We start from the raw sequence: 21,706 nt of genomic DNA, 5'->3' as shown, positions 1-21,706 counted from the left end.
AGCTCCTTCCCCACGCACAAAGTGCAAGTCTATTAATAAACATCGCGCTGATAGCGCTGCTCCGTTTGCAATTGCTCCACATAAGCCGCAGCCGCTTCAGGCGTAAGACCGCCCTGCTGCTCGATAATTTGCAGCAAAGCCGCGTGTACGTCATGCGCCATATGCTTCTCGTCTCCGCAGACGTAGATATGCGCGCCTTCCTGAATCCACGCGTACAGCTCTTCGGCATGCTCCAACATCCGATTCTGCACGTATACCTTCTCTTCGGTGTCGCGCGAGAAGGCGACATCCAGATTCGTGAGCACGCCGTCCTTCAGCATGCGCTGCCAATCGGTCTGATACAAGAAGTCCGTAACGAAATGACGATCTCCGTAGAACAGCCATGTCTTGCCTTCCGAGCCAAGCTCTTCTCTCTCTTCGAGGAAAGCCCGGAACGGAGCAACGCCCGTACCCGGTCCAATCATGATAACCGGCGTATCCCCATTGGCAGGGAGCTTGAAGTTCGGATTCTGCTGAATGAAGATCGGCAATGTGTCGCCTTCCTCGAGACGTTCCGCCGCCTGCGAGGAGCATACGCCGAAGCGCTCTCTGCCGTTCGATTCGTATTGCACCTTGCGGATCGTGACATGAACCTCTTCCGGATTCGCCTTGAGGCTGCTCGCGATCGAGTACAGGCGCGGAGGCAGCTTGCGCAAGATCGAGACGAGCTCGGCAGGCGACAGCTTCCAAGGTCCGTGCTCCTGAAGCAGATCGAGCAGATCACGTCCTGACACGTAAGCTCTCATCGCTTCTTTGTTCTCGGGAAGAATCAGCTTCGCAAGCTCGCTGCTGTCCGTGAAGGCAGCCGATTTCTCGAGCAGCGGCTTGGTCAAGACCGTAATTTCGTATTGGCGCTGAAGCGCCGTGCGAAGCTGGCCTTCGTCGCCGTCTTTGCCTTGAACGACAACTTCCTCGCCATCCCAGTTCATATACGAGATAATCGCATCGACAAGAGCCGGATCATTCTCCGGATAGATTCCGACGCAATCCCCCGGCTCATAACTCAGACCGGAGCCTTCAAGCGAAATTTCCAAATGCCTCGTCTCGCGATCCGAGCCGCGTCCATTCAGGTTAAGGCTCGTCAACACTTCCGCGCGGAACGGGTTCGAGCGCGTATAGATCGATTCGCCGCTAGTTAATTCCGCGGACACCGCAGGAGCGCCTCCCGCAGAAGCAGCTGCCGCGGCCGAGCCCGTGTCGGCGTTCAAAGCGTTAACGACATTCGCGAACCAGTCGGCTGCCGGACCTTCGAAATCAAGATCACAATCTACACGTTCAACCAGGCGCTCCGCGCCAAGCTCCTCCAGTCTTGCGTCGAAATCCTTGCCCGTCTTGCAGAAAAACTCGTATGAAGTGTCTCCCAATGCCAGAACCGAGAACTTCAATCCCTGGAGCTTCGGCGCGCGTTTCCCGTAGAGAAACTCGTGGAAGGTAATCGCGTTGTCCGGCGGATCGCCTTCGCCGTGCGTGCTCGCGATAATGAAGAGATGAGCGGCGTTCTTCAGTTCCTTCGTCTTATACTGGTTCATAGCCGAGAGCGTTACCTCGAAGCCCTGCTCCTTCAGCTTCGCCGCCAGCTTGCTTGATAATCTCTGCGCGTTGCCCGTCTGCGAGCCGAATAGAATCGTCGCTTCGCGCGGAGCCGCCGGTACTGCCGACACCGCCTGCGGGGCGGACTCCAGCACAGGAGCCTGCAGAGCTACCGCAGCCTCGGACGCCGCCGCGCCGTTCCGATAAAATGTCAAAAATCCCCCGAGCCATTGCGTCTGCGTATCCGTCAGCGTCGGCAGAAGCCGATTAATAAGCTCAGCCTGCTCCTCTGTAAACGGACTGTTCGTCACCTTAAGTTGCAACAATATCCACCTCACACGATAATCAATCTGTTCCTGACAATTCCAAGTTTCAAACTATGAATTCTTTACTGTACTAAACCTACCATACCCGCTATTTCCGGTCAATGAAATGAGTCGAAATCTGTCTATAAGAAAATTTGAATCGAATCGTGAGCTTTTCTTATGCATGCTGGACGTACGAGGAAAGGGGCCGTCCCGATTCAATCGGAACAGCCCCTTTCTGTTTTCATGGCCGCTTTACTTCATCGACGCCAGCCAGTTGGACAGCGTTGCGATTTCATCATCCGTAAGCTGCCCTTTAAAGCCGGGCATGCCACCCCCGCCATTGCTGATTTGCTGATTGATTTGATCGACCGTCATCTCCGCCCCTACCTTCTGCAGGTTCGGTCCCGCGCCCCCGGATAGATCAACTGCATGGCAGCCGATGCAGCTTTTTTTGTAGACCGTTTCGGCCGCTGCGGCGTCTACCGTCGCTTCGCCTTCATTGCTCGCGCCGTTATTCGCTTCATTATTGCCGCCAACCGTTCCGGAGTTGTCGGTATTGTTCTCGTTCGCGGTGTTGTTGTTCTTGTTGTTGCCGCAAGCGGCCATGGCAAGCGCCAGCACAATGATACACAAGATTAGCCATCCTCTGCGCTTCAGCATTCGCTCATACCTCCTCTGTCCTTATCGTATATGCAATGATCCATTGCTTGGGTTCCTGCCTCCCTATAATTCCCTGACTTCCTATTAAATATGCTTAAATGCGCTCCGCGTCATTTCAACGCATAACTTGCATGATATTGGAAACTCTAAGGAAAGCGCATAACTAGCGAGGTGATGATATGAACATGCAAGAGGATGTGGTCATCCACTTGACGGAGCTTAGAAAACGGATTCTTGCTGTGCTCGGCTGTTTTCTGGTCGCCATGTGCGGCGGCATGTACCTCTCTCCGCATATTTTGCATTTTATCAAGTCAAGCTCTTCGACCTATGAAGTGGAATGGAATGTGTTCGCGTTCACGGACGGATTGTTCATTTATCTGCGCTGCGCCTTCCTGTTCGCGGTATTGCTGACGCTGCCGCTTTTTCTCTACCAGGTGTGGGCATTCGTTCGTCCGGGCTTGACGGAGAGGGAAGCGAAGGGAACGCTCGTCTACGTGCCCGCGTCCTTCCTGTTGTTCCTGCTTGGCGTTTCGTTCAGCTATTTCCTCGTCTTCCCGATGATGCTCGCCTTCATGGTGAAGATGAACCACAACGTTGGAGCGGCTGAGACCTATGGCATCGACCGATATTTCAGCTTTCTGTTCAGCATCGTATTCCCGCTTGGCATTGCCTTCGAGATGCCGGTCATCATCTTGTTCCTGACCAAGCTCGGTCTGTTGTCGCAGGAGAAGCTGAAGGTCGCTCGCAAATACGCTTATGTCGGTCTGGCCATTGTCGGCGCCTGCATCTCGCCGCCCGACTTTGTGTCCCACTTGTCCGTCACCGTGCCTCTGCTGGCGCTGTTCGAAATTTCGGTGCTGCTGTCCTGGCGCTATTCGAAGCGCAAGGACGCCATGCCTTCGCCGACTTGATCTTGCCGAGCGAAGGCTCATTCCATAACACTTAATAAAGGAGATGTATCTATGTTCAACAACATCGGCATTCCAGGTTTGATGATTATTCTGCTCATTGCGATTATCGTATTCGGGCCGTCGAAGCTCCCGATGCTCGGGCGCGCGTTCGGAGACACGCTTCGCGAATTCCGCAGCTCGACCCGAGGCATCGTGGACGAGGAGCCCCATAGCAACGCGTCGGGAGCGAGCGGCTCGGTGCTCGAGAGCAAAGAGGATTTGAAGAAGCTTCTCTGAAGATTTGTCCAACGACAGGCAAATGGAAGCAGAGCTCTCAGCAGCCAGGCTGTTCGAGCGGTACGAGAGACGCTGAAAAAGGGGTTCGCCCGCAGGTTTTCCAACCTGAAGGCGAGCCCCTTTTTCTCGCGTTTTTTCAACACCTGTTTTTCAGACAAGCATGCCGCCCGTTTCCCGATACTTCAGAATGCCTTCAGCCGTGCGATACGCCAGAGCGCCAACTGTGTTCGTCGGATTATAGCCCGCATTCTGCGGGAAGGAGCAGGCGCCGGTCACGAACACATTCTCGGCTTCCCACATTTGGCAATACGTGTTCACAGCGGAATCCTCCGGAGCGGCGCCCATGATGGCGCCTCCCGTATTATGCGTCGATTGATAGGTCGTAATCTCGTAAGGTCCAAGCTCCTTCAAGTAATCCACCTTGTCGGCTCCCATTTCCTTCACCAGCTCCGAGCAGCGCTCCGCCAGAAACTTCGCCAGCTCTTTGTCCTGATCCTGAAAGTCGAAGGTAATGCGCATTAGCGGATCGCCGTAAGCATCCTTGTATGTCGGATCAAGATCCAGGAAATGCTGCTTGAATGACATCGAAGAGCCCTGTGAGCCGACAGCCAGCGCGCGAGTGGCGTAATGAAGCGAGTTTTTCTTGAATTCCGCGCCCCAAGACTCCGTCCCGGAAGGCACGGGATTATTCTGAATCGGCCTCGCCCCCGATTGAGTATGGGCAATGACGCCGCCGTGAATGAATTTCAAATCGCTGTGATCGAAATTGTCTCCGTTATAATCATCAAGCGCAACGCCCAATGCACCGGCCCCGGCGAAAGAATTGAATTGCTCATTCTCAAAGAAGCCGATCGCGCTTCCCTTCGCCACCTGATAAGCATAGTTCTTGCCGATCGAGCCTTTGCCTGTCGACGGATCGTACGGCGTGCCAAGCTCCGACATAAGCAGCAGCCGCACATTGCCGAACACATAGCTCGTCATCACCACAATATCCGCCGGCTGGATAATGTCCTCGCCGGTTGTAACATCCGTATACATGACGCCGGTCGCTTTGCCGTCTTTATGTAGTATTCGACGCACATTTGAATGCGTCCGGATTTCGAACTTGCCCGTTTGCTTCGCAACGGGAATGACCGTGACGACAGGATCGGCCTTTGCTCCGTACTCGCAGCCGAAGCGCTCGCAGTAGCCGCAATATTGACATGCGGCGCGGGAGATACCGTCAGGATTGGTGTAATTCTGCGAGAGATTCGCCGACGGAGTCATGTAAGGATTCAGCTTCAAACGGGTTGCCGCTTCCGTGAACTTCGTCATGGAAGGGGATTTCTTCATCGGCGGAGTCGGATAAGGGTCCTTGCGCGCGCCGGCGAGCGCATTCACCTCTCCGGAAATGCCGCATAGCTGCTCGAATTTGAAATAATACGGCTCAAGCTCATCATAGGTGATGCCCCAATCCTGAATCGACATATCGCTCGGGATCTTGTTCTTCCCATATTTCTCAATCGTCTTGCTCCGAATTTGAAAATCATAAGGAAGGAACCGGTAGGTCTGCCCGTTCCAATGCACGCCGGCTCCGCCCAGCCCGTCCCCGAGCAGAAAGGAGCCGTAGGAACGCATCGGCAGCGCGCGAACCTTCTCCGTGCTCCGGAAGGTAATCGTTTCCTTCGACAAATCCTGCATCAGCTCGTAACGAAGCGCGTACCTCAGCTCATCATGATCCATGTAATAATCTTCCGTCTTCCTCTCCTTGCCTCTCTCTAAGCCGACTACGTTCAATCCGCTCTTCGTCAGCTCGGCGGCGATAATGCCGCCGCTCCAGCCGACGCCGACAATAACAACATCTGTTTTGGGCAATGTTTTGGCCATAACGTCCTCCTGTCTCTCTAATGGGCAGCCAAGTGATCCTGCAGGCTGCTCGGCGCGATTTCGGTAAATTCCTTTTCTATGACATCCGTGTAGCTCATCTGATTTCCCGGATAGCTGCGCATGCGCCAGCCGTCCATGTTGGCGTTGCCGCCGTACAGCGGATCGCTGTAGACGCCTTCGAGCGTGGATGATCGCAGCATTTTAAAAAAACTGCTCGCCGAAATCGTGGTCAGCTTCACCGTATCGGATTCGAACGCCTTAAGCGCCTCGTCCTGCTGCTCAGGCTTAATGGCGGCAAATCCCTTCCCGTATTGCGTATTGCTGTAATTATCAAGCTCGCGGATGCCAATCTCGAAGATTTCCCTGCGCTTCAATCTTCCTTGGTAGCCTTGCTCCTTCTCCCCTGTATAGAATGGCGGAGTCATATAATCGCGACCGTTGAAGCCCCAATCGCCTGCAAGCTGATGATCGATGAAGAACGCCGCTCCAAGCGTCTTCGCGCCGGGACCATTGTCATCCTCGGGGAAAATTCGCTCAGTCGCGCTTTCAACGACCAGATACTGCTGCTGTGTGAAGAACATTAACGCCCTGTTGTAATTGGCGGGAACCGCGTTCTTCGTATCGTCCGCTCCCGACTCGTTGTTCGTGTTATTGGCGTTATCCTTCTTCGCGCATCCGATTAAGGAGGCAAGCGCCCCGCTGACCATGATTCCTCCGATCGCGTACCCGGATTTCACAAGAAACTTGCGCCTTGATTGATGAGAGGCAGCGACCTTATTCGAGACGCCCGTGCCAGCGAAGACTTCGTCTGAATCCGCTGTGCCATTGATGTCCGCGCCCGAGGCTGTCCTGTCCAAGATATCGTCAGCCGTAATGTTCATTCCACCATGCTGCTCCTGCTCCATATGCCCACACCTCCAATTTTCCTTATCTTGCATGCATGTTTATTATTTTCAAATCAATGATGAATATTCATAAGTTGGTAATGGTCATTCTATAAGCAACAAGGCAAGGAGTATCAGTTAAGCAAAATCATTTCAACCTTAACGCAGGCCATGAAGCCTGCCAGCGGAGGAGACAGAATCATGAAGAAACCTATCAGGATGGCCATACTCAGCTTTGCCGGAGCAACGTTGCTATACGGCTGCGGCGATTATGACGGCCAAGTGGAACAAATGCGCAATATGCAAATCATGAACGCCGAACACGCGAAGGCGGTGAAGAATCCTTCGCTCATTCCAAGCCAGGACGGCATGAAGACGTATACGACAAACGAGAAGGGGCATACCACGTACGGGCTTGGCTCCTCGGTCTACAGCTTGATCGGAAGCTCCAGCTTGCATGCCGCCGGCTTCTCCGCTCATCTTGAATCGCGGCTTAGCGGCGACGGCGTGCCCAATGTGCGCGTATTCGTCTTCGACGACAGCGTCGTTCTGGCAACGGAGAAGCTGGAGCCTTCGGCAACGCAGTACGACGAAGCGCAGCAGAGGCTGCTCGGCTCCGACAGCGGCCTTGCCGCCAACGGCTCCTCTGCCGATTCCGGCAAGCTGCGCAAGCAGGATGCAGGCAACGCAAATCTCGACAATTTGGCTATGGCAGCCCAGCTTATTGAGGGCTACATGGGCGGCGCGGTCAAGGTAATGAAAGTTGAAGATGCGGAAGCGGTGAAGTTAATTGAAGCGATTCGGATGGAAGCGGCAGCGGATGAGATGAATGCCGCGGAGATTGCCAACGATATCGGGCAATTATTGCAGATTGTGAAAGAAAGAGGCGGGCAGTAGCGGAGCTAACGTGAGACTATTAGCGGAAGCATCGTGAACCGGCCAAAAAATCCGGTTGTCAAAGCTATGGCTTTCATGCTAAGATACTGTTTGTGTCTTTCAATGCTTGTCCGAAAATCCGGAGCTGTGGTGTAGAGGCCTAACATGCCTGCCTGTCACGCAGGAGACCGCGGGTTCGAATCCCGTCAGCTCCGCCATTTCGACTTAGCGGCACGCGGTCATACGATATTCAACCGACAAGTAATGATAATCGAGAACAAGGCCCTTATCTTGATAACAAGATGAGGGCCTTTCCATTGCTCCCGAGCTGCTCTTCTATTGATCAAAGGCTTGGTTCGCCGAGGCCAGCATGGACGGCCAATCCTCGAATTTCGTTTCTCTGGCGACATGGCGGTTCAGAAGCTCCTCCGGGATATGATTCATATCCTCCTCCGACCAGGCTTGGAAATTGCCCTTCTCAAGAAAAGCCTGAAAGCTTGTAAAGCCGGAATGCTCGCTCATGAACCGCTCATTAAACAGCTTCTCGAGCGAACGCTCGGCTGCGCTTCCTTCCGCCGCTTTCTGATCCTGCAGTTCCTTAAGCAAATCCTCAAATGACATTGGTTTTTTCTTACGCAATCGATCACTCCTAAAGTTTGGTTTGCTAATTTCTTATCATCATTTCCTTCATTATACGTTATATTCCCGATCTGTTCTATCCTAATCCGTAATCTGTTATAATCACCCTGTCTGATATTGCATACAAAGGGGCGCGTACCGTGATAAAGCCAAGCGACATGATGCGGCAATTGAATCAAATGAACTTCAAGGTATCGCTTGCCGGCCACAAGAAGCAAGAGCCTTCCCTGCCAAGCGGACCTTATACGCATCGCTTCAACAGCATGTGGATGATCTCCAGGGGCAAGGGAGTATTCACCATCGACGGCCACGAGCATATCGCCGAGCCCGGCAAGCTGTTCGTCATCTCGCCCGGCATGATTATTTCGCGCATGGCCGACGAGGAGCAGCCGCTTGAATATTATTTTATACGATTCCAGTATGCGACCCACTATGAAGAAAACGGAGAATGGCTCTCCGGAGCAGGAGATGACACGCCGTTTCCGCTGATTGGCGCCTATACCATTCAGAATCCGCCGGCCCTGCTGAACAACTGCGAGCAGCTATGCTTGCTCATGAAGCGACGCGGGCAAATCATTATGATGCGCCAGCGCATCCTGTTTCTCGATATTCTCTTGCAGATTATTTCGGATTTGCGCTCCCAGATCGTGTCGAGCGACACCAACGTAGTCATCGAGAACACCATTGATTATATGGTGAATCATTATAATGAGAACATTACCGTCGAAGAGCTGGCGAAGCTTGCCGGCTTAAGCGTAAGTCATTACACCCGATTGTTCAAAAAATATGTCAACAACAGCCCCATTCACTATTTGACCCAGCTTCGCATGGACAGGGCCAAGGAATTGCTGACCTTGTCCGATTACAAGCTGAAGGCGCTGGCCCAAAGCATCGGCTACAGCGACGAGCTCTATTTCAGCCGATTGTTCAAAAAATTCGTCGGCATCTCTCCCTCGCAATACGCGAAGCTGCACAAATCGGCGCCAGGCAAGGCATAGGGGGAATCCCGCCTATCCTTGCCTGGCGCCGCTATGAAACGGGCTGGTGCTGATGAGCTCCAACACTGAGCCGCCCCCGCCCTATTGCGCCGTGCTGATCGGAGCCGGCGCAGCCGCTGCGCCGTTCTGAAGCTCGTAAAGCTTGCGGTACGCCCCCCCGGCAGCCATCAATTCATCATGGCTGCCCATTTGCTGGATGCTGCCCTTGTGCATGACGATTATCTTGTCGGCATGCCGGATTGTCGACAGACGGTGAGCGACGATGAGCGTCGTTCTGCCCTTCGACAACTGCAGCAAGCCCTTCTGAAGTGTCTGCTCGGTCTCCGTATCCACATGCGCGGTCGCCTCGTCGAGCACCAGCACATGGGGATTGCTGACATAGACGCGCAGGAACGCAAGCAGCTGCTGCTGACCCGATGACAGCTTGATGCCTTGCTCGCCAAGCATCGTATCATACCCGTTCGGAAGACGCTCGATGAAATCCTCCATTCGCAAAGCCTTTGCCGCCATCCGAATCTCTTCGTCGGACACATCCCCCTTGTTCATCCGGATATTATCGTACACATTGCCCGAGAAGACGAACGGCTCTTGCTGAATGACGCCGATCGAGGTTCTCACTTGCTTCAAATCCAGCTCGCGCAGCTCCTTGCCGTCGAGCCTCACGCTTCCCTGCTGCACATCATAGAATCGGTTCACAAGCCCGATAATCGAGCTTTTTCCGGCTCCTGTGGCCCCGACGAAAGCAATTGTCTCGCCTGGGTTCACTGAGAAGCTGATATCGCGCAGCACCCAGTGCTCGGCCTCGTAGGCGAACCACACATGCTTGAATTCAAGCGCGCCTTGGAGCGGCTCTGACAGCTTGTGCGCATCGGAGCGACTTGTGATCGTCGGCTTCTCCTCCAGCAGCTCTACGATCCTCTCGGCGGAAGCAAGCGCCGTTTGAATCTGCGTGAATCGATCCGACAACGCCGTCAGCGGCTGGAAGAACTGGCGAATATACGAGGTAAAAGCAAAGACGATACCGAAGGTTACTCCCGACGCCAGAATGGAATGTCCGCCATACCAAACGACGACGGCGAGCGCCAGATTGCCCAGGAAGCCGATCAGCGGGTTGAAGATCGAATTGTTCGTCGTCCCTTTCATGCCCGCTTCATAATAAGCGTTATTTAATTTGTCGAATTGCTCCAGTTGCTTGCTCTCTCTCGTGAACATCTGAATAATACCCATGCCCGACAAGCTCTCCGCCAGAAACGAGTTCAATCTCGACAGCAGTATTCTCGCCTTCTGCTGTGCATCCCTTATAATTCCCTTGAAGTAAATGGTGCAAACGAGCAGCAGCGGAATAACGGTGAAGGAAACCAGAGCCAGCTTCACATTCAGGAACAGCATGATACCGGCGATGCCGACAAGCAACAGGAGCTCCTTCGCCAGATTGACGATGACCTGGGAATATAATTGGTTCATCGCCTCCACATCGTACGCTACTCTCGTTACAAGCCGCCCGACCGGATTTCGATCATAATAGGAGGTTTGCAGCTTGGCCAGTTTCTCGAACATGCGGCTGCGCATATCATAAATAATCTTCTGACCGGTGTTCTGCAGAATGAGAGACTGCCAGTAGGTAAATAAACCCGCCAGCACCACATTAACCAGGAACAGCGCGCCAAGGATAATCAGACCGCTTATATCCTGCTTGCGGAAGGCTTTCAATTCATCAGGAGCTAGCTGCCGCAGCTCCAGCGCTTCGTTGTTCTCGGCAAGCTGTCCGGAGCCGTTCTCCGCGTGAGTAATCGTTACATTCTCGCTGTCTTCGACCCAGCCGTCCACCACATCGTAATGCCCGTCATGCGGAACAATCTGAGCCTTCATGACGCCTTGGGGCCAGCTTGCTTCGTCTTGCTTCGCGCGATAATAGATGCGATCCCCAATCGCTACAGGCTTGCCGTATACTCTATCGTCCTTCTCAAGCTGCTTCTCTGCGCCCGCGTCTTCGGCATAAACCATCGGCTTCGTAATGCCCTTGATGCGGTCATCGATGGCCGACTTGACGATAAGCGGCTGAAGGATGGCCGTAACGGCAATCAGCAAGGCGAATAAGAAGGACACGGAGATGCTCTTCCAATAGGGAACGGCGAACGCGAGCATCTTCTTCCATAGCATGGAATCGCTGATTGACTTGATTCTGCTCTCTTCGTGAATGTTCACGCTACCCCTCCATTATCTTGTTCATCGTCTGCTTCTCGTAGATCGAAGCGTAATGTCCGCCAAGCCTTAGCAAGGAAGCATGATTGCCCTGCTCCACGATTCTTCCCTGATCCATGACGATAATATGATCGGCATGCAGAATCGCCGACAGCCTGTGGCTCGTAATAATCGTCGTTCTGCCCTGCATCTGACGTTTCAAATTTGCGAGTATCTTCTCCTCGGTCGAGGCGTCGACCGCAGACAAGCTGTCATCGAATACAAGGATGGAAGGACTCTTGATGAGCGCTCTGGCGATGCTTACCCGCTGGCGCTGACCGCCGGACAGAGATACGCCGCGCTCGCCAAGCGCTGTCTCGAACTGACGCGGAAATTCGATGATATTATCATGAACCTGCGCCGCCTTCGCCGCGTCGCTAATGTCGTCCATCGAATACGCGGCCGGATCAAAGGCGATATTTTGCCCGATGGTTGTCGAGAACAGCATATGCTCCTGCGGCACGAAGCCGATCGATTGACGAAGCTGCTTGAGCGGATACTTCCTGATCTCCCGTCCGTCGATATAGATGGTGCCAAGCGGCGGATTATAGAGCCGCAGCAGCAGATTGACAAGCGTCGTCTTGCCGCTTCCGACCTTGCCGACGATGGCCAGGCTGCTGCCCTCAGGCACGGTCAGATTAATATCCTCCAGCACGAATTGCTTCTGATCGGGATAGCGGAAGCAGAGATCCCGGAATTCGATTCTTCCCTTGATGTCAGGAAGCGGCGACACATCCTCGTCATCCGCCACTTCAGGCTGCGTGTTCAGAATATGTCTGAGCCGCTTGTCGACCGCCTTGCCCCGTTGCAGCGCATTAATCACCTTGCCCAGATTCTCGACCGGCGCCACCAGCATAATCAAATACGTGTTGAAGGCGACGAAATCGCCCAGCGTAATGCTTCCGTTCATAACGAGCAGACCCCCGAAGACGACGGAGAGCAGGTAGCTGACTCCGACAACCGCCTGACTGAGCGCGTTGAACGAGGAATTGGACTGGATCAGTTTCTCGTTCGCTTCGAGGTTATTCTGATTATCCTTCTCGAACTTGCCAATCTCGGACGGCTCCTGCGCGTACGCCTTCACAACCCTTATGCCCGCGCAAAATTCCTGCACGCGGCTTGCGAGATGCCCGATCGCTTCCTGCACCAGCGTCGTTCTCTCCTGCATCTGCGTCCGGAACCGGTAGGCCAGATAGCTGAGCGCCGGCAGCGGGAGCAGCACCAGCAAGGTCAGTCCGATATGAACCGTTCCGGCCATGGCGAAAAACGCGATTGCAATCATCACAAGAGCCTCTATCGACATAAATACCCCTTGCATGGCCATCTCTCGCAAAATATTAAGATCATTCACCGCATGCGACATCAAATCGCCGATTCGGTTGCGGTTGTAGTATTCGCTGGACATGCTTTCCCATTTCTCGAACAGCCGCTTGCGCGTATTCCGCTCCAGCACTCTCGCGAGCTTGAACAGGTACACGCGGCTGACGGCTCGGAACACCGCTCCGAGAAAGCCGAACAGCACAATCCAAAGCGCGATCTCCAGCACCTCTCCGCCGCTGAATTGAAGCGTTTGGACCACATCCGTGAAATGCCCCAGCAGTTGGGGGATTACCAAATTAAGAAGACAAGATATGGATAATAATGCTGTTCCGATCAAGTACTTCCCCTTGTTCTGCAATAAGTATTTTCTAAATAATGAACCAGAACCCACCCATATTTCCCCCTCTTGTTTCGCTTCGAACCTAAGTGTACTCCTGTTTCATTGGAAAATACATGGATATAAGAGCTAACATTTATGGATTATCCTGCTTTGTATTGCGATCTTCATAATGACAGAACCCATGGAGAAAAATGTCTAATGCCGTCCTTTGCGAGCGACGGGGAGACTCATTGGTGGCGGCGTTCGGTTGGATGCGGCGGGGGAGGGGATTAATTGGGTGGCGGTATTGCTGCGCTTGGCTATATGTGGCGGCACTAAGCATCTGGAACCTATAAACTGGATTTTCTCCAGCTTATTTTTCCTAATTGGAAGAAATACATGAGTATAATGGAATTCCTCCAGCATATTTCGTCAAATCACCTCATTCTCAACAATACGAAGAAATTATACGGGAGATTTTCCTGTATAAACAGCAATGTGAGTTAAACGAGTCGGATTATACTGGACTTATTCCCGCTTATTCAGAAATTCGAGTCGCAAAACGTCAGTTGGGAATTGGGGGAGTCCTTACGGCAGAATTTGCGATAATGGCGAGGTCCTTGAGTTGAGGCTGTTGCGCTGAAAATCGGCGTTGCCCTCACATGTTTCGCCTCGGACGGCGCTCCAGCGCTGAAAATCGGCGTTGCAGCAGCGATAACACTCCCCGCCGACTCCCCCCGCTGGTAACCAACGGCTATTCAATCAGCAAAGGGAAACGGCACCCCTGAATGAACTCGCCAACCTGGCAACTCGCGTGACAACCCCAGCATCAGCTCGCCTATCATTCCCGGCCAATCGTTTCTGCCAAAAAAGTTAACCGATAGATTTGCCGAGGCCTTCCCTTCGGCACCTTCTCGAAGCCCGCTATTTCGATCAGGCCGTAATCCATCCATTGCAGCAGCAAGCGATGCGTGCTGCGAATCGTAATATCGAGGATAGCGGCAAGATCATGCACTTTGTACTCCAGGCTGCCCGTCCTGGCAACGTGAGACAGCAGCCGGCTCAAATAACCGGAGGTCATGCCGGCGTCTTCGGTCCGCTTCAGCAGCTCGCCATTCGTAATTGACAGATCGTATTCAACCGGTTCGGCCATCTCAAGCGGACCGATCAGTGTCCGGTCCTCCCGCACGATAAAGCAGGTGTTGCCGCCCGCTTCCTTGGATCTGCGCAGCGCGGAGCGCGCATGGGTGCCCGCTTCGTTGGCCGATCTTCCGAAGCCGATGCCCATGCTTAGCGTGAGCCCCAGCGAACTGCTGGCATATTTGGCCAGCGGAATCGACTTGTAGCCGCCCGTCTCCCTCTCGAAGATGCCTCTCGTCGTGAAGAACAAATATTCATCCGCGCCCAGATGTGTCAAGTAACCGTCCAGCGATTCCACATAGTCGAGCAATATGCGATGAATCTCCAATTTGAATTTTTGAATATCATGCTCGGAGCTGCGATTCTGAATCAGCCGCGTGAACGCGTCCACATTCAGCATCCCGACGACGATCTGCGCTTCCTTCAATTGCCGGGTTTCCGTCGACAGCAGCGCTCTCTCGAGCGTCACCGTTATATTCTGATCCGTAGGCGCCGCCCACTCGCATGGAATGCCGAGTCGATCAAGCGCCGCCGCGACGAGCGGATCGGCTGTAAGCGCTCCTAGACTGGCGCCGGCTTCATATTGGCCGGCATGAAAGGAGATCAGTTGATCCACCGGAGCAAAGGCTTGTCCATCGTAGTGCAGAACAGAAAGCCGCTCCGCATCCGCGTCCTTCAGCAGAGCCTTTATCGTCTGCTTGCTGATCGAGTCAACAGACAAAGCTACATTGTCCAGGCTCCCCAGCTTCTTCTGAATGCGAAATAAAGCGCGATAAAAATCCGTCTCCGTAAGGGGGACGAAGTGAACGGGCACGCCGAGCTCCGTCTCCTCTCGGATCAAGCGATACGGCGTAGGCCCGGAAACCACGATTACCTCAACCTCTGACGCCAGCTGCGCCGCAAGCCTCGGAGCTTCCTGCTCCAGCGCATATTCTCTTGCTATGCCGTGAAACGAAGGAAAGGCCTGCAGCACCCGCATGATTTTTCTCGCCGTTTCCCGGGGACCGATGACTCCTATTGGTATGCCTTTGACAGGCGCTTTCTGATTGGATGAATGCAGCTTGATCTCCTCCATTTCTTCCTCGTTACAATAATCGCGAAAAGGCAATTCCCGCAAGCGCCGCAGCGCCATGCCCAAGACATTCTTCATTCAAGTCAAACTTCGGATGATGCAAGCCATAGGCCTGCTCCGCGTTCTCCTCCGGTCCCGAGCCGATCCAAAAGAAGCAGCCTGGAATTCGTTCCACATACAGCGAGAAATCCTCGCCCGCCATCGTTGGCGCGGCTTCGATACGGCTCTCGATCGGCATAAGTCCATCAAGCGTTTGTTCCACATGCGTCACGCATGCATCATGATTGACGAGCACCGGCACCTGGCGTATATACCGCAGCTCCGCCTTGCAGCGATAGCCCTCGCAGATCGACTCGATCAGGCGGCGCAGCATAGCCTCCATCCCCTCCTGCACCCGGGGCTGGAACGTTCGCACCGTACCCGTCAGCTCCACGCGATGCGGGATCACATTGTTCGCATGGCCGCCATATATGCTTCCAATTGTAACAACTGCGGGATCAAAAGGCGATATTTCGCGGCTGACCGCCGTCTGAAGCCCCATGACGACAGCCGATGCGGCCACGATCGGGTCGATGCTTTCGTTCGGTATGGCGCCATGACCGCCACGCCCCTCGATGGTAACTTCAATGCGATCCACGGAGCCCATGAGCGCGCCGTATCTCGTCGCGACCTTCCCTGCCGCAAGCGTCGGCAAATTATGAAGTCCGTATATTTCGTCGACCCCATCCAGTGCGCCGTCCTCTATCATCGCTCTCGCGCCTTGATTGATCTCCTCTGCGCATTGGAAGAGGAAGCGAACGCGGCCCGACAGCTTGTCCCTTTTGCGTGACAGCAGCTTGGCCGCACCTACCAGAATCGCCGTATGCGCATCATGTCCGCAGGCGTGCATTTTGCCGGGAATCTCGGATGCATAGGGCAAATCCGTCTCCTCTTGAATCGGCAAGGCATCCATATCCGCTCTAAGCGCAATGGTAGGGCCCTCGCCCTCCCCATTCAAATCCGCAACAATGCCGTAACCGCCCACATTCGTGCGAATGTCCAGCGGCAGCTCCCGGAGCACCGATAGAACGGTCTGCGAGGTTTCCGTTTCCTCCAGGCTCAGCTCCGGATTCCGGTGCAAATGTCGACGCAGCCCGACGAGCTCCGCTTGAAGCTCAAGCGCTTCCTCCAGCAATGGGGCTAGAGAATCTTCTATTCTCGCGACCTTCGTTTGACCGCTGGACCCGCGATTCATCTGCTTTTTCTCATGCTCACTTAATGAATTATCCTTATCCGCAGGTTCCCATGATTCATTGTTTCTCATCCGGCTCACCGCTCCCTTGCTTCGACTCCCTTGCCTCCTTCGATCGCTTCGCTCTCCGGTCTCTCTTCAAGTCGTCCATAATCTTCCTTCCCGTCGGTGTCTGCGCAAGCCCGCCCTGCGCGGTTTCCCGATGCTTGGACGGCATGGCGCTGCCTACCTCCAGCATCACCCCGATCACTTCATCCGAAGGAATGACGCTCTGAACGCCGGCAAGCGCCATATCGGCCGCGGCAAGCGCGGTTACCGCACCGAAACCGTTGCGCACAATGCAAGGGATTTCGACCAGGCCGCCTACCGGATCGCATATGAGTCCGAGCGAATTTTTGAGCGCAAGTCCGACAGCGTGAACCGCCTGCGAAGGAGTGCCTCCGCGCAGCTCGACCAATGCTCCCGCCGCCATGCCGATGGCCGAGCCGACCTCCGCCTGACAGCCGCCTTCGGCGCCGGATACGAAGGAATTATTGGCGATAATATAGCCAATAGCTCCCGCGCAGAACAAGCCCCGCGTCATATGATCGTCATCCCAGTCGAGCCGCTCCTGATTGCTGACGAAGACACCGGGGATAATCCCGCAGGACCCTGCCGTCGGCGTCGCGATGATACGGCCCATTGACGCGTTCACCTCGGAGACGGCCAGCGCGTAAGCCATGGCCTCTCCCGCATATTCGCCGAGAGCCGAGGCTCCCGATGCGACATACCGCTCGACCTTGCGGGCATCGCCTCCTGTCAGCCCGCTTCTGGATCGCGTATCCGTCTCTATTCCTTTGCGCACGGCATCCTTCATGATGAGATAATAATCCCTCATCTTCCCGAACTCCTGCTCGGCAGACTTCCCCGATTCCGCAGCCTGATCGCCAAGCATAATGCTCGAGATCGACTCTCCTTCCCGCTCGGCGAGCTCCGACAATTCCTTCAGCGTCTGAAATCTCACTCCGGCATCCCTCCTCCATTCAAATCCGCATAGCTGATGGCCGCAATACTTTCGAGCGTCTTCAATCTCTCGATGAGCTCCGGAGGCGCGGGCGCGTCCATTTCGATAACAGTGATCGCCTCGCCGCTTCTCGCTTTGCGGTCCACATCCATGTATCCGATGTTCACGCCCTCGTCGCTCAGCACCTTCGCGACATGCGCAATCATGCCGGGCCGATCGTTGTGGAAGAGAACGAGAGTCGGATACATGCCGGTAAATTTCACATCAAAGCCCATTAAACTAGTAACCTCGATGCTGCCTCCGCCAATGGAGCTGGCCGTCATCTGCAGCGCGCGACCATCCGCCGCGAACAATTGAAGCCTTGCTGTGTTCGGATGCGCCGCCAAACCCTTGCCTGTTGTAATCTTCACCCGCATGCCCGATAGTCTTGCATAGGCGAGCGAACGGGGAATGCGCTCGTCATCCGTGTCATAATCGAGAAATCCTGCTGCAATAGCGACATCCGTCCCGTGCCCGCGATAGGTTTCGGCGAAGGAGCCATGGAATTCGATTATAGCCCTCGTCGGCGCTTCGCCGAAGAGCTGTCTCGCCACTCGCCCGATGCGAACCGCTCCAGCCGTATGAGAGCTGGAAGGACCGATCATGCCCGGCCCGATTATAGAGAACACATCTTTGAACCTCATACTCCCACCGCCTATCCGTATACAAAGAACGGACAAGCATGGCTCTGTCCGTTCTTTCCTTCTATTTATATTATGACAGCCATTCCGATAAGTGAGCCTTCACGAACGCATCGTCGTTCAATTGCGGATAGTCCGCATACATGCGGTCGATCTCTTCCTTCTGCCCCGGCGACAGCGTCTCGTGAGGGTTGAGGCACCAAATCCCCTTCATTAAGCCTTGACGCCTCAGCACCTCGTGGATGCCGGGAATGCAGCCCTCGAAGCCGTGCGCGGGATCGAAGAACGCAGCGTTGCTCTCGGTCACTTCGATATTGCGAGTGAGCCAGTCTGCGGCAAGCATCTGCCCGTCGCGCACCTGCTTAATCTCCTCCAGCAGCTCGACCGCCTTCCGCGTCCATACCGCCCAGTGTCCGAGCAAGCCGCCGACGACCCGCTTCTCCACCGGCTTGCCGCCCACCTGGAAGCGGTAGACCGTAAGCAAGTCGTTGATGATGTTATCATCATTCCCGGTGTAGAGCGCAATCTCGTCTCTGCGGTCGGAATAGCAGACCGCTCTTGCCACATCGATCGTCTGATAACGATTGAAGGGAGCCATCTTGATGGCGACGATGCCCGGAATATTGGCGAACTCGCGCCAGAAGTCGAAGCTGAACACCTTCCCTCCGACAGACGGCTGCAGATAAAATCCGATGACAGGAATGATCTCCGCAATTCTGGCCGTCCGCTCAAGAAGCTCCTTCTCCGACAAATCGCTTAAACCGCCCATGCTGAGGAGTCCCGCATCGTAGCCCAGCTCCGCCGCCAGCTTTGCCTCTGCGACCGCTTGCTCCACCCCACCACAGATACCCGCCACTCCGATAAAAGGACGATCCAGCTTCGCTTTCTTCACTTCCTCGGCCGCCAGCCTTAGCACCGGCTCGAAGAGATTATGCTCGGGCTCGCGAATTTCGAATTGCGTGCTGTGAACGCCAACGGCAATGCCTCCTGCGCCGGAGGCCATATAGTAGCGAGTCAAAGCGCGCTGACTCTTCTCGTCCAATTGACGATTCTCGTCAAGCGCGAGCGGATGCGCAGGAATGACGAGTCCGTCATGCAAGGCTCGAAACTGCTCCTGGGATAATTCTCTACGCTTCGCCATTCTAGTATTTCCCCGCCCTTTCCTGGAAATGTGTCGGCTTGTTAATCGTGGCTCCGTCCGCTTCCAGCCATTCCGTCATCCAGTCAATCATCTGCAGAAGCGATACCTTCGGATAGCCGAACAGTTGGTTCGCCTTCGACGCGTTATTGAGCAGAGCATTCGGTGATTCTTCGCCCTCGAACACCGGCTCGACGCCGAATCTTCTGCCGAATTCCTGAGCGAGCCAGCGCACGGAAATCGTCTCCGGACCCGTCACATTCAGCACGTTCACCGGATTGCTGCATACTTTCAAGGCGCGAATCGCGATCTCGTTGGCGTCGCCTTGCCAAATGCAGTTCACATGTCCCATCGCCAGCGAAATCGGCTTCTGCGCGCGCACTGACTTGGCGATCTCGAGCAAGACGCCGTAGCGAAGATCAATCGCATAATTCAAACGGTAGATCGCCAGCGGCGTATCGTATTTTCTGGAGAAATATTCGAATACCCGCTCTCTTCCGAGACAGGAGCTTCCATATTCGCCAATCGGAGCAGGAGGCGTCGTCTCCACCGCTCCGCCGTAAGCAAGCGGCATGAACGGGTACACATTGCCCGTGGAGAAAGCAACGATTCGCGCATTCTTGTATTTCTCCGCCACTCTTCCCGGCAGATAGCTGTTCATCGCCCAGGTGAAATATTCCTTGCCGTAGGTGCCGAATTTCGTGCCTGCCATATAGATGACGTTCTCCACTTCGGGAAGCTTCTGCAGCTGCTCGTCGTCAAGCAAATCGCATGCAATCGTCTCTACGCCCTCCGCCTCCAACTGCTCGCGCAGACCCGCTTCCGAGAAGCGCGACACGCCGATAACCCTCTTGCTGACGCCGGCTTCCTTAATGGCATTCATCGCCAGTTTCGCTAAGCTCGGCCCCATCTTGCCGCCCACGCCAAGGAGCATGATATCTCCGTCAATGCTCTTCATATCCTCCACTAATGCCTTCGACGGCTCCGCCAGCTTGGCCTCCAGCTCTTCCAAAGTACGCATAATCAACATTCCTCCTCGGGATTCATACCTACATACTAATCGAGCTCAACAATAAAAGACAAATCTTTAAATCGTCTTTAAATGAATGACAAAATGACGAAAATGCCGCATTCTCCTATCAAGAGAAAGCGGCATGACTGCAAACGTATATCTAAACCAGCTCGCGACAAGCACGCAGCACAATAACCGCGTTATGACCGCCAAAGCCGAAGGAGCTTGATATGCCGATGTCGAGCCTCGCTTCTCTCGCCTTGTTCGGCACATAGTCGAGATCGCAGGCCGGATCTTGCTCCTCGAGATTTATCGTCGGAGGGATGACGCCCTCCTGTAAGCTCTTCGCCAATGCGATTGCCTCCACGCCTCCCGCTGCGCCAAGCATATGACCGAGCATCGACTTGTTCGCCGTCACGGGGATGCGATACGCGTCCTTCCCGAATAATCTCTTTATCGCAAGAGTTTCAGATTTGTCGCCAAGCTCCGTGCTTGTCGCATGCGCGCTGATCACATCCACATCGGACGGATGGATGCGCGCTTCATGCAAGGCGAGCCGCATCGCATGATAAGCACCCGCCCCTTCTGGATGCGTAGCCACGATATGATAGGCGTCGGAGCTGGCTCCATAGCCGATCACTTCAGCGTGGACAACAGCGCCTCTTCGCTTCGCGCTCGAGAGCGATTCCAGCACAAGGATTCCCGCCCCCTCCGACATGACGAAGCCGTCCCTTTCCGCATCGAACGGTCTGCTTGCTCTCGCAGGGTCGTCGTTGCGCGTCGACAGCGCTGTCGCATTGCCGAAGCTGGCAACGGAAATTTCGCTGATGGCCGCCTCCGCCCCGCCGGCGATTACGGCGTCCGCCCCGCCGGAGCGAATGAGCCGCCATGCCTCTCCAATGGCGGTGTTGCCGATGGAGCAAGCGGTGACAGGAGACATCGTCGGTCCGGTCAAGCCGTATTTGATCGAGATCATGGCCGCCGCCATATTCGAGATCATCATTGGCACGAGCATCGGACTTACTCGCTCGGGGCCGCGGTCGCGGAGCGTGTCCGCCTGATCCAACAGCGTTCCAAGTCCGCCGATTCCCGATCCGACGTACACGCCTATACGGTCCCGATCCATTGCCTCCAGCTCCAAGCCCGAATCGTTCAGCGCCTGCTCTGCCGCCGCCAATGCAAATTGACAAAAGCGGTCCATTCGCCGCGCTTCCTTCTTGCCGAACCGCGCATCTGCGTCAAAGTCTCGCACAACGCCTGCTATTTTTGTTTTGAAACGATCCGTATTGAATCCATCTATTGTGGAAATGCCTGACTTGCCCTGAAGCATATTCCCCCATAATTCATCTACTGTGTTGCCCAGGGGAGAAACCACGCCCATTCCCGTTATCACGACTCGTTCCATGTTCATTCTCCTTTAGCACTTACATTTTTGGTACCTGGTATCAACTATCTTGTCACAGGTGATATCCTATTACAAGTTGGCGTTTATTATAGTATAATGAGTACCACAATAAGCTCCCCTATTCTCTGTTCGGAGCTTTCGTGTCTTGAAGCAGCAGA

At 54.6% G+C, this 21,706-nt stretch carries 18 protein-coding genes and 1 tRNA gene; 5 read left to right on the top strand and 14 right to left on the bottom strand.

Annotated features, from left to right (window positions below; genetic code table 11):
- Positions 1–32: 32 nt before the first annotated feature.
- Both HFP08_RS06170 and HFP08_RS06165 read right to left on the bottom strand, forming a co-directional pair.
- Positions 33–1,892 carry an assimilatory sulfite reductase (NADPH) flavoprotein subunit gene (locus HFP08_RS06170; protein WP_168119934.1) on the bottom strand — a complete coding sequence of 620 codons (1,860 nt, stop codon included), beginning with the start codon at positions 1,890–1,892 and terminating at the stop codon, positions 33–35.
- Positions 1,893–2,129: 237 nt separating this feature from the next.
- Positions 2,130–2,537 carry a c-type cytochrome gene (locus tag HFP08_RS06165; protein ID WP_277345831.1) on the bottom strand — a complete coding sequence of 136 codons (408 nt, stop codon included), beginning with the start codon at positions 2,535–2,537 and terminating at the stop codon, positions 2,130–2,132.
- A 179-nt stretch (positions 2,538–2,716) separates the two neighbouring features.
- On the opposite strand from HFP08_RS06165, the gene tatC reads away from it, so the two are divergent.
- Together tatC and tatA are read left to right on the top strand one after the other, a co-directional pair.
- Positions 2,717–3,448: a twin-arginine translocase subunit TatC gene (gene tatC / locus HFP08_RS06160; protein WP_168119653.1), complete on the top strand. Its 732-nt coding sequence runs from the start codon at positions 2,717–2,719 to the stop codon at positions 3,446–3,448.
- Positions 3,449–3,499: 51 nt separating this feature from the next.
- Positions 3,500–3,724 carry a twin-arginine translocase TatA/TatE family subunit gene (gene tatA / locus HFP08_RS06155; protein ID WP_168119652.1) on the top strand — a complete coding sequence of 75 codons (225 nt, stop codon included), beginning with the start codon at positions 3,500–3,502 and terminating at the stop codon, positions 3,722–3,724.
- Between the two features lie 150 nt (positions 3,725–3,874).
- Here tatA and HFP08_RS06150 read toward each other — a convergent pair whose 3' ends face one another.
- Both HFP08_RS06150 and HFP08_RS06145 read right to left on the bottom strand, forming a co-directional pair.
- Positions 3,875–5,590 carry a GMC family oxidoreductase gene (locus tag HFP08_RS06150; protein ID WP_168119651.1) on the bottom strand — a complete coding sequence of 572 codons (1,716 nt, stop codon included), beginning with the start codon at positions 5,588–5,590 and terminating at the stop codon, positions 3,875–3,877.
- Positions 5,591–5,607: 17 nt separating this feature from the next.
- Positions 5,608–6,495 carry a gluconate 2-dehydrogenase subunit 3 family protein gene (locus HFP08_RS06145; protein WP_240941139.1) on the bottom strand — a complete coding sequence of 296 codons (888 nt, stop codon included), beginning with the start codon at positions 6,493–6,495 and terminating at the stop codon, positions 5,608–5,610.
- 180 nt (positions 6,496–6,675) lie between these two features.
- Here HFP08_RS06145 and HFP08_RS06140 point away from each other — a divergent pair, with 180 nt between their 5' ends.
- A complete protein-coding gene (locus HFP08_RS06140) occupies positions 6,676–7,371 on the top strand; it encodes a hypothetical protein (protein ID WP_168119650.1) in 696 nt (231 codons plus the stop codon).
- A 120-nt stretch (positions 7,372–7,491) separates the two neighbouring features.
- Positions 7,492–7,568: transfer RNA gene (locus HFP08_RS06135), tRNA-Asp, on the top strand.
- 118 nt (positions 7,569–7,686) lie between these two features.
- On the opposite strand, the gene HFP08_RS06130 is transcribed toward HFP08_RS06135, so the two are convergent.
- Entirely contained in the window at positions 7,687–7,989 is a 303-nt protein-coding gene (locus tag HFP08_RS06130) for a hypothetical protein (protein ID WP_481856543.1), read from the bottom strand.
- 140 nt (positions 7,990–8,129) lie between these two features.
- Here HFP08_RS06130 and HFP08_RS06125 point away from each other — a divergent pair, with 140 nt between their 5' ends.
- Entirely contained in the window at positions 8,130–8,987 is an 858-nt protein-coding gene (locus HFP08_RS06125) for an AraC family transcriptional regulator (RefSeq protein WP_168119649.1), read from the top strand.
- A gap of 81 nt (positions 8,988–9,068) precedes the next feature.
- Here HFP08_RS06125 and HFP08_RS06120 read toward each other — a convergent pair whose 3' ends face one another.
- The 9 genes from HFP08_RS06120 to fabF form a co-directional block, all read right to left on the bottom strand.
- On the bottom strand, positions 9,069–11,192 hold the full coding sequence (locus HFP08_RS06120; RefSeq protein WP_168119648.1) for an ABC transporter ATP-binding protein: 2,124 nt from the start codon (positions 11,190–11,192) through the stop codon (positions 9,069–9,071).
- A 1-nt stretch (position 11,193) separates the two neighbouring features.
- A complete protein-coding gene (locus HFP08_RS06115) occupies positions 11,194–12,939 on the bottom strand; it encodes an ABC transporter ATP-binding protein (RefSeq protein ID WP_168119647.1) in 1,746 nt (581 codons plus the stop codon).
- A 769-nt stretch (positions 12,940–13,708) separates the two neighbouring features.
- Positions 13,709–15,157 carry a GGDEF domain-containing protein gene (locus tag HFP08_RS06110; RefSeq protein WP_240941133.1) on the bottom strand — a complete coding sequence of 483 codons (1,449 nt, stop codon included), beginning with the start codon at positions 15,155–15,157 and terminating at the stop codon, positions 13,709–13,711.
- Complete coding sequence (locus tag HFP08_RS06105) at positions 15,093–16,382, bottom strand: M20 metallopeptidase family protein (protein ID WP_240941131.1); 1,290 nt, start codon at positions 16,380–16,382, stop codon at positions 15,093–15,095. The genes HFP08_RS06110 and HFP08_RS06105 overlap by 65 nt, the downstream gene beginning before the upstream one ends.
- Positions 16,369–17,313 (bottom strand): L-serine ammonia-lyase, iron-sulfur-dependent, subunit alpha, encoded by a 945-nt coding sequence (sdaAA, locus tag HFP08_RS06100; protein WP_168119646.1) that lies wholly within the window; start codon positions 17,311–17,313, stop codon positions 16,369–16,371. The genes HFP08_RS06105 and sdaAA overlap by 14 nt, the downstream gene beginning before the upstream one ends.
- Positions 17,310–17,996: an L-serine ammonia-lyase, iron-sulfur-dependent subunit beta gene (sdaAB, locus tag HFP08_RS06095; protein WP_168119645.1), complete on the bottom strand. Its 687-nt coding sequence runs from the start codon at positions 17,994–17,996 to the stop codon at positions 17,310–17,312. Before sdaAB ends, sdaAA begins: the two co-directional genes overlap by 4 nt.
- A 70-nt stretch (positions 17,997–18,066) precedes the next feature.
- Positions 18,067–19,134, bottom strand: a complete 1,068-nt coding sequence (locus HFP08_RS06090) for a dihydrodipicolinate synthase family protein (protein WP_168119644.1) — start codon at positions 19,132–19,134, stop codon at positions 18,067–18,069.
- A 1-nt stretch (position 19,135) separates the two neighbouring features.
- A complete protein-coding gene (locus HFP08_RS06085) occupies positions 19,136–20,152 on the bottom strand; it encodes an NAD-dependent epimerase/dehydratase family protein (RefSeq protein WP_168119643.1) in 1,017 nt (338 codons plus the stop codon).
- Between the two features lie 151 nt (positions 20,153–20,303).
- Positions 20,304–21,548, bottom strand: a complete 1,245-nt coding sequence (fabF, locus tag HFP08_RS06080) for a beta-ketoacyl-ACP synthase II (protein ID WP_168119642.1) — start codon at positions 21,546–21,548, stop codon at positions 20,304–20,306.
- Between the last annotated feature and the right edge of the window lie 158 nt (positions 21,549–21,706).

The sequence above is a fragment of the Paenibacillus sp. HB172176 genome, from assembly GCF_011947265.1.
Lineage (GTDB): Bacteria > Bacillota > Bacilli > Paenibacillales > Paenibacillaceae > Pristimantibacillus.
The sequence above is the reverse complement of the archived record's forward strand: the minus strand, read 5'-3'. Positions and strand labels throughout refer to the sequence as shown.

Coding starts and splice junctions, on each gene's coding strand:
- HFP08_RS06165 (WP_277345831.1), bottom strand. CDS start 2,537: ATGCTGAAGCGCAGAGGATGGCTAATCTTGTGTATCATTGTGCTGGCG.
- tatC (WP_168119653.1), top strand. CDS start 2,717: ATGAACATGCAAGAGGATGTGGTCATCCACTTGACGGAGCTTAGAAAA.
- tatA (WP_168119652.1), top strand. CDS start 3,500: ATGTTCAACAACATCGGCATTCCAGGTTTGATGATTATTCTGCTCATT.
- HFP08_RS06150 (WP_168119651.1), bottom strand. CDS start 5,590: ATGGCCAAAACATTGCCCAAAACAGATGTTGTTATTGTCGGCGTCGGC.
- HFP08_RS06145 (WP_240941139.1), bottom strand. CDS start 6,495: ATGGAGCAGGAGCAGCATGGTGGAATGAACATTACGGCTGACGATATC.
- HFP08_RS06140 (WP_168119650.1), top strand. CDS start 6,676: ATGAAGAAACCTATCAGGATGGCCATACTCAGCTTTGCCGGAGCAACG.
- HFP08_RS06110 (WP_240941133.1), bottom strand. CDS start 15,157: ATGAAGAATGTCTTGGGCATGGCGCTGCGGCGCTTGCGGGAATTGCCT.
- HFP08_RS06105 (WP_240941131.1), bottom strand. CDS start 16,382: ATGAGAAACAATGAATCATGGGAACCTGCGGATAAGGATAATTCATTA.
- sdaAB (WP_168119645.1), bottom strand. CDS start 17,996: ATGAGGTTCAAAGATGTGTTCTCTATAATCGGGCCGGGCATGATCGGT.
- HFP08_RS06090 (WP_168119644.1), bottom strand. CDS start 19,134: ATGGCGAAGCGTAGAGAATTATCCCAGGAGCAGTTTCGAGCCTTGCAT.
- HFP08_RS06085 (WP_168119643.1), bottom strand. CDS start 20,152: ATGCGTACTTTGGAAGAGCTGGAGGCCAAGCTGGCGGAGCCGTCGAAG.
- fabF (WP_168119642.1), bottom strand. CDS start 21,548: ATGGAACGAGTCGTGATAACGGGAATGGGCGTGGTTTCTCCCCTGGGC.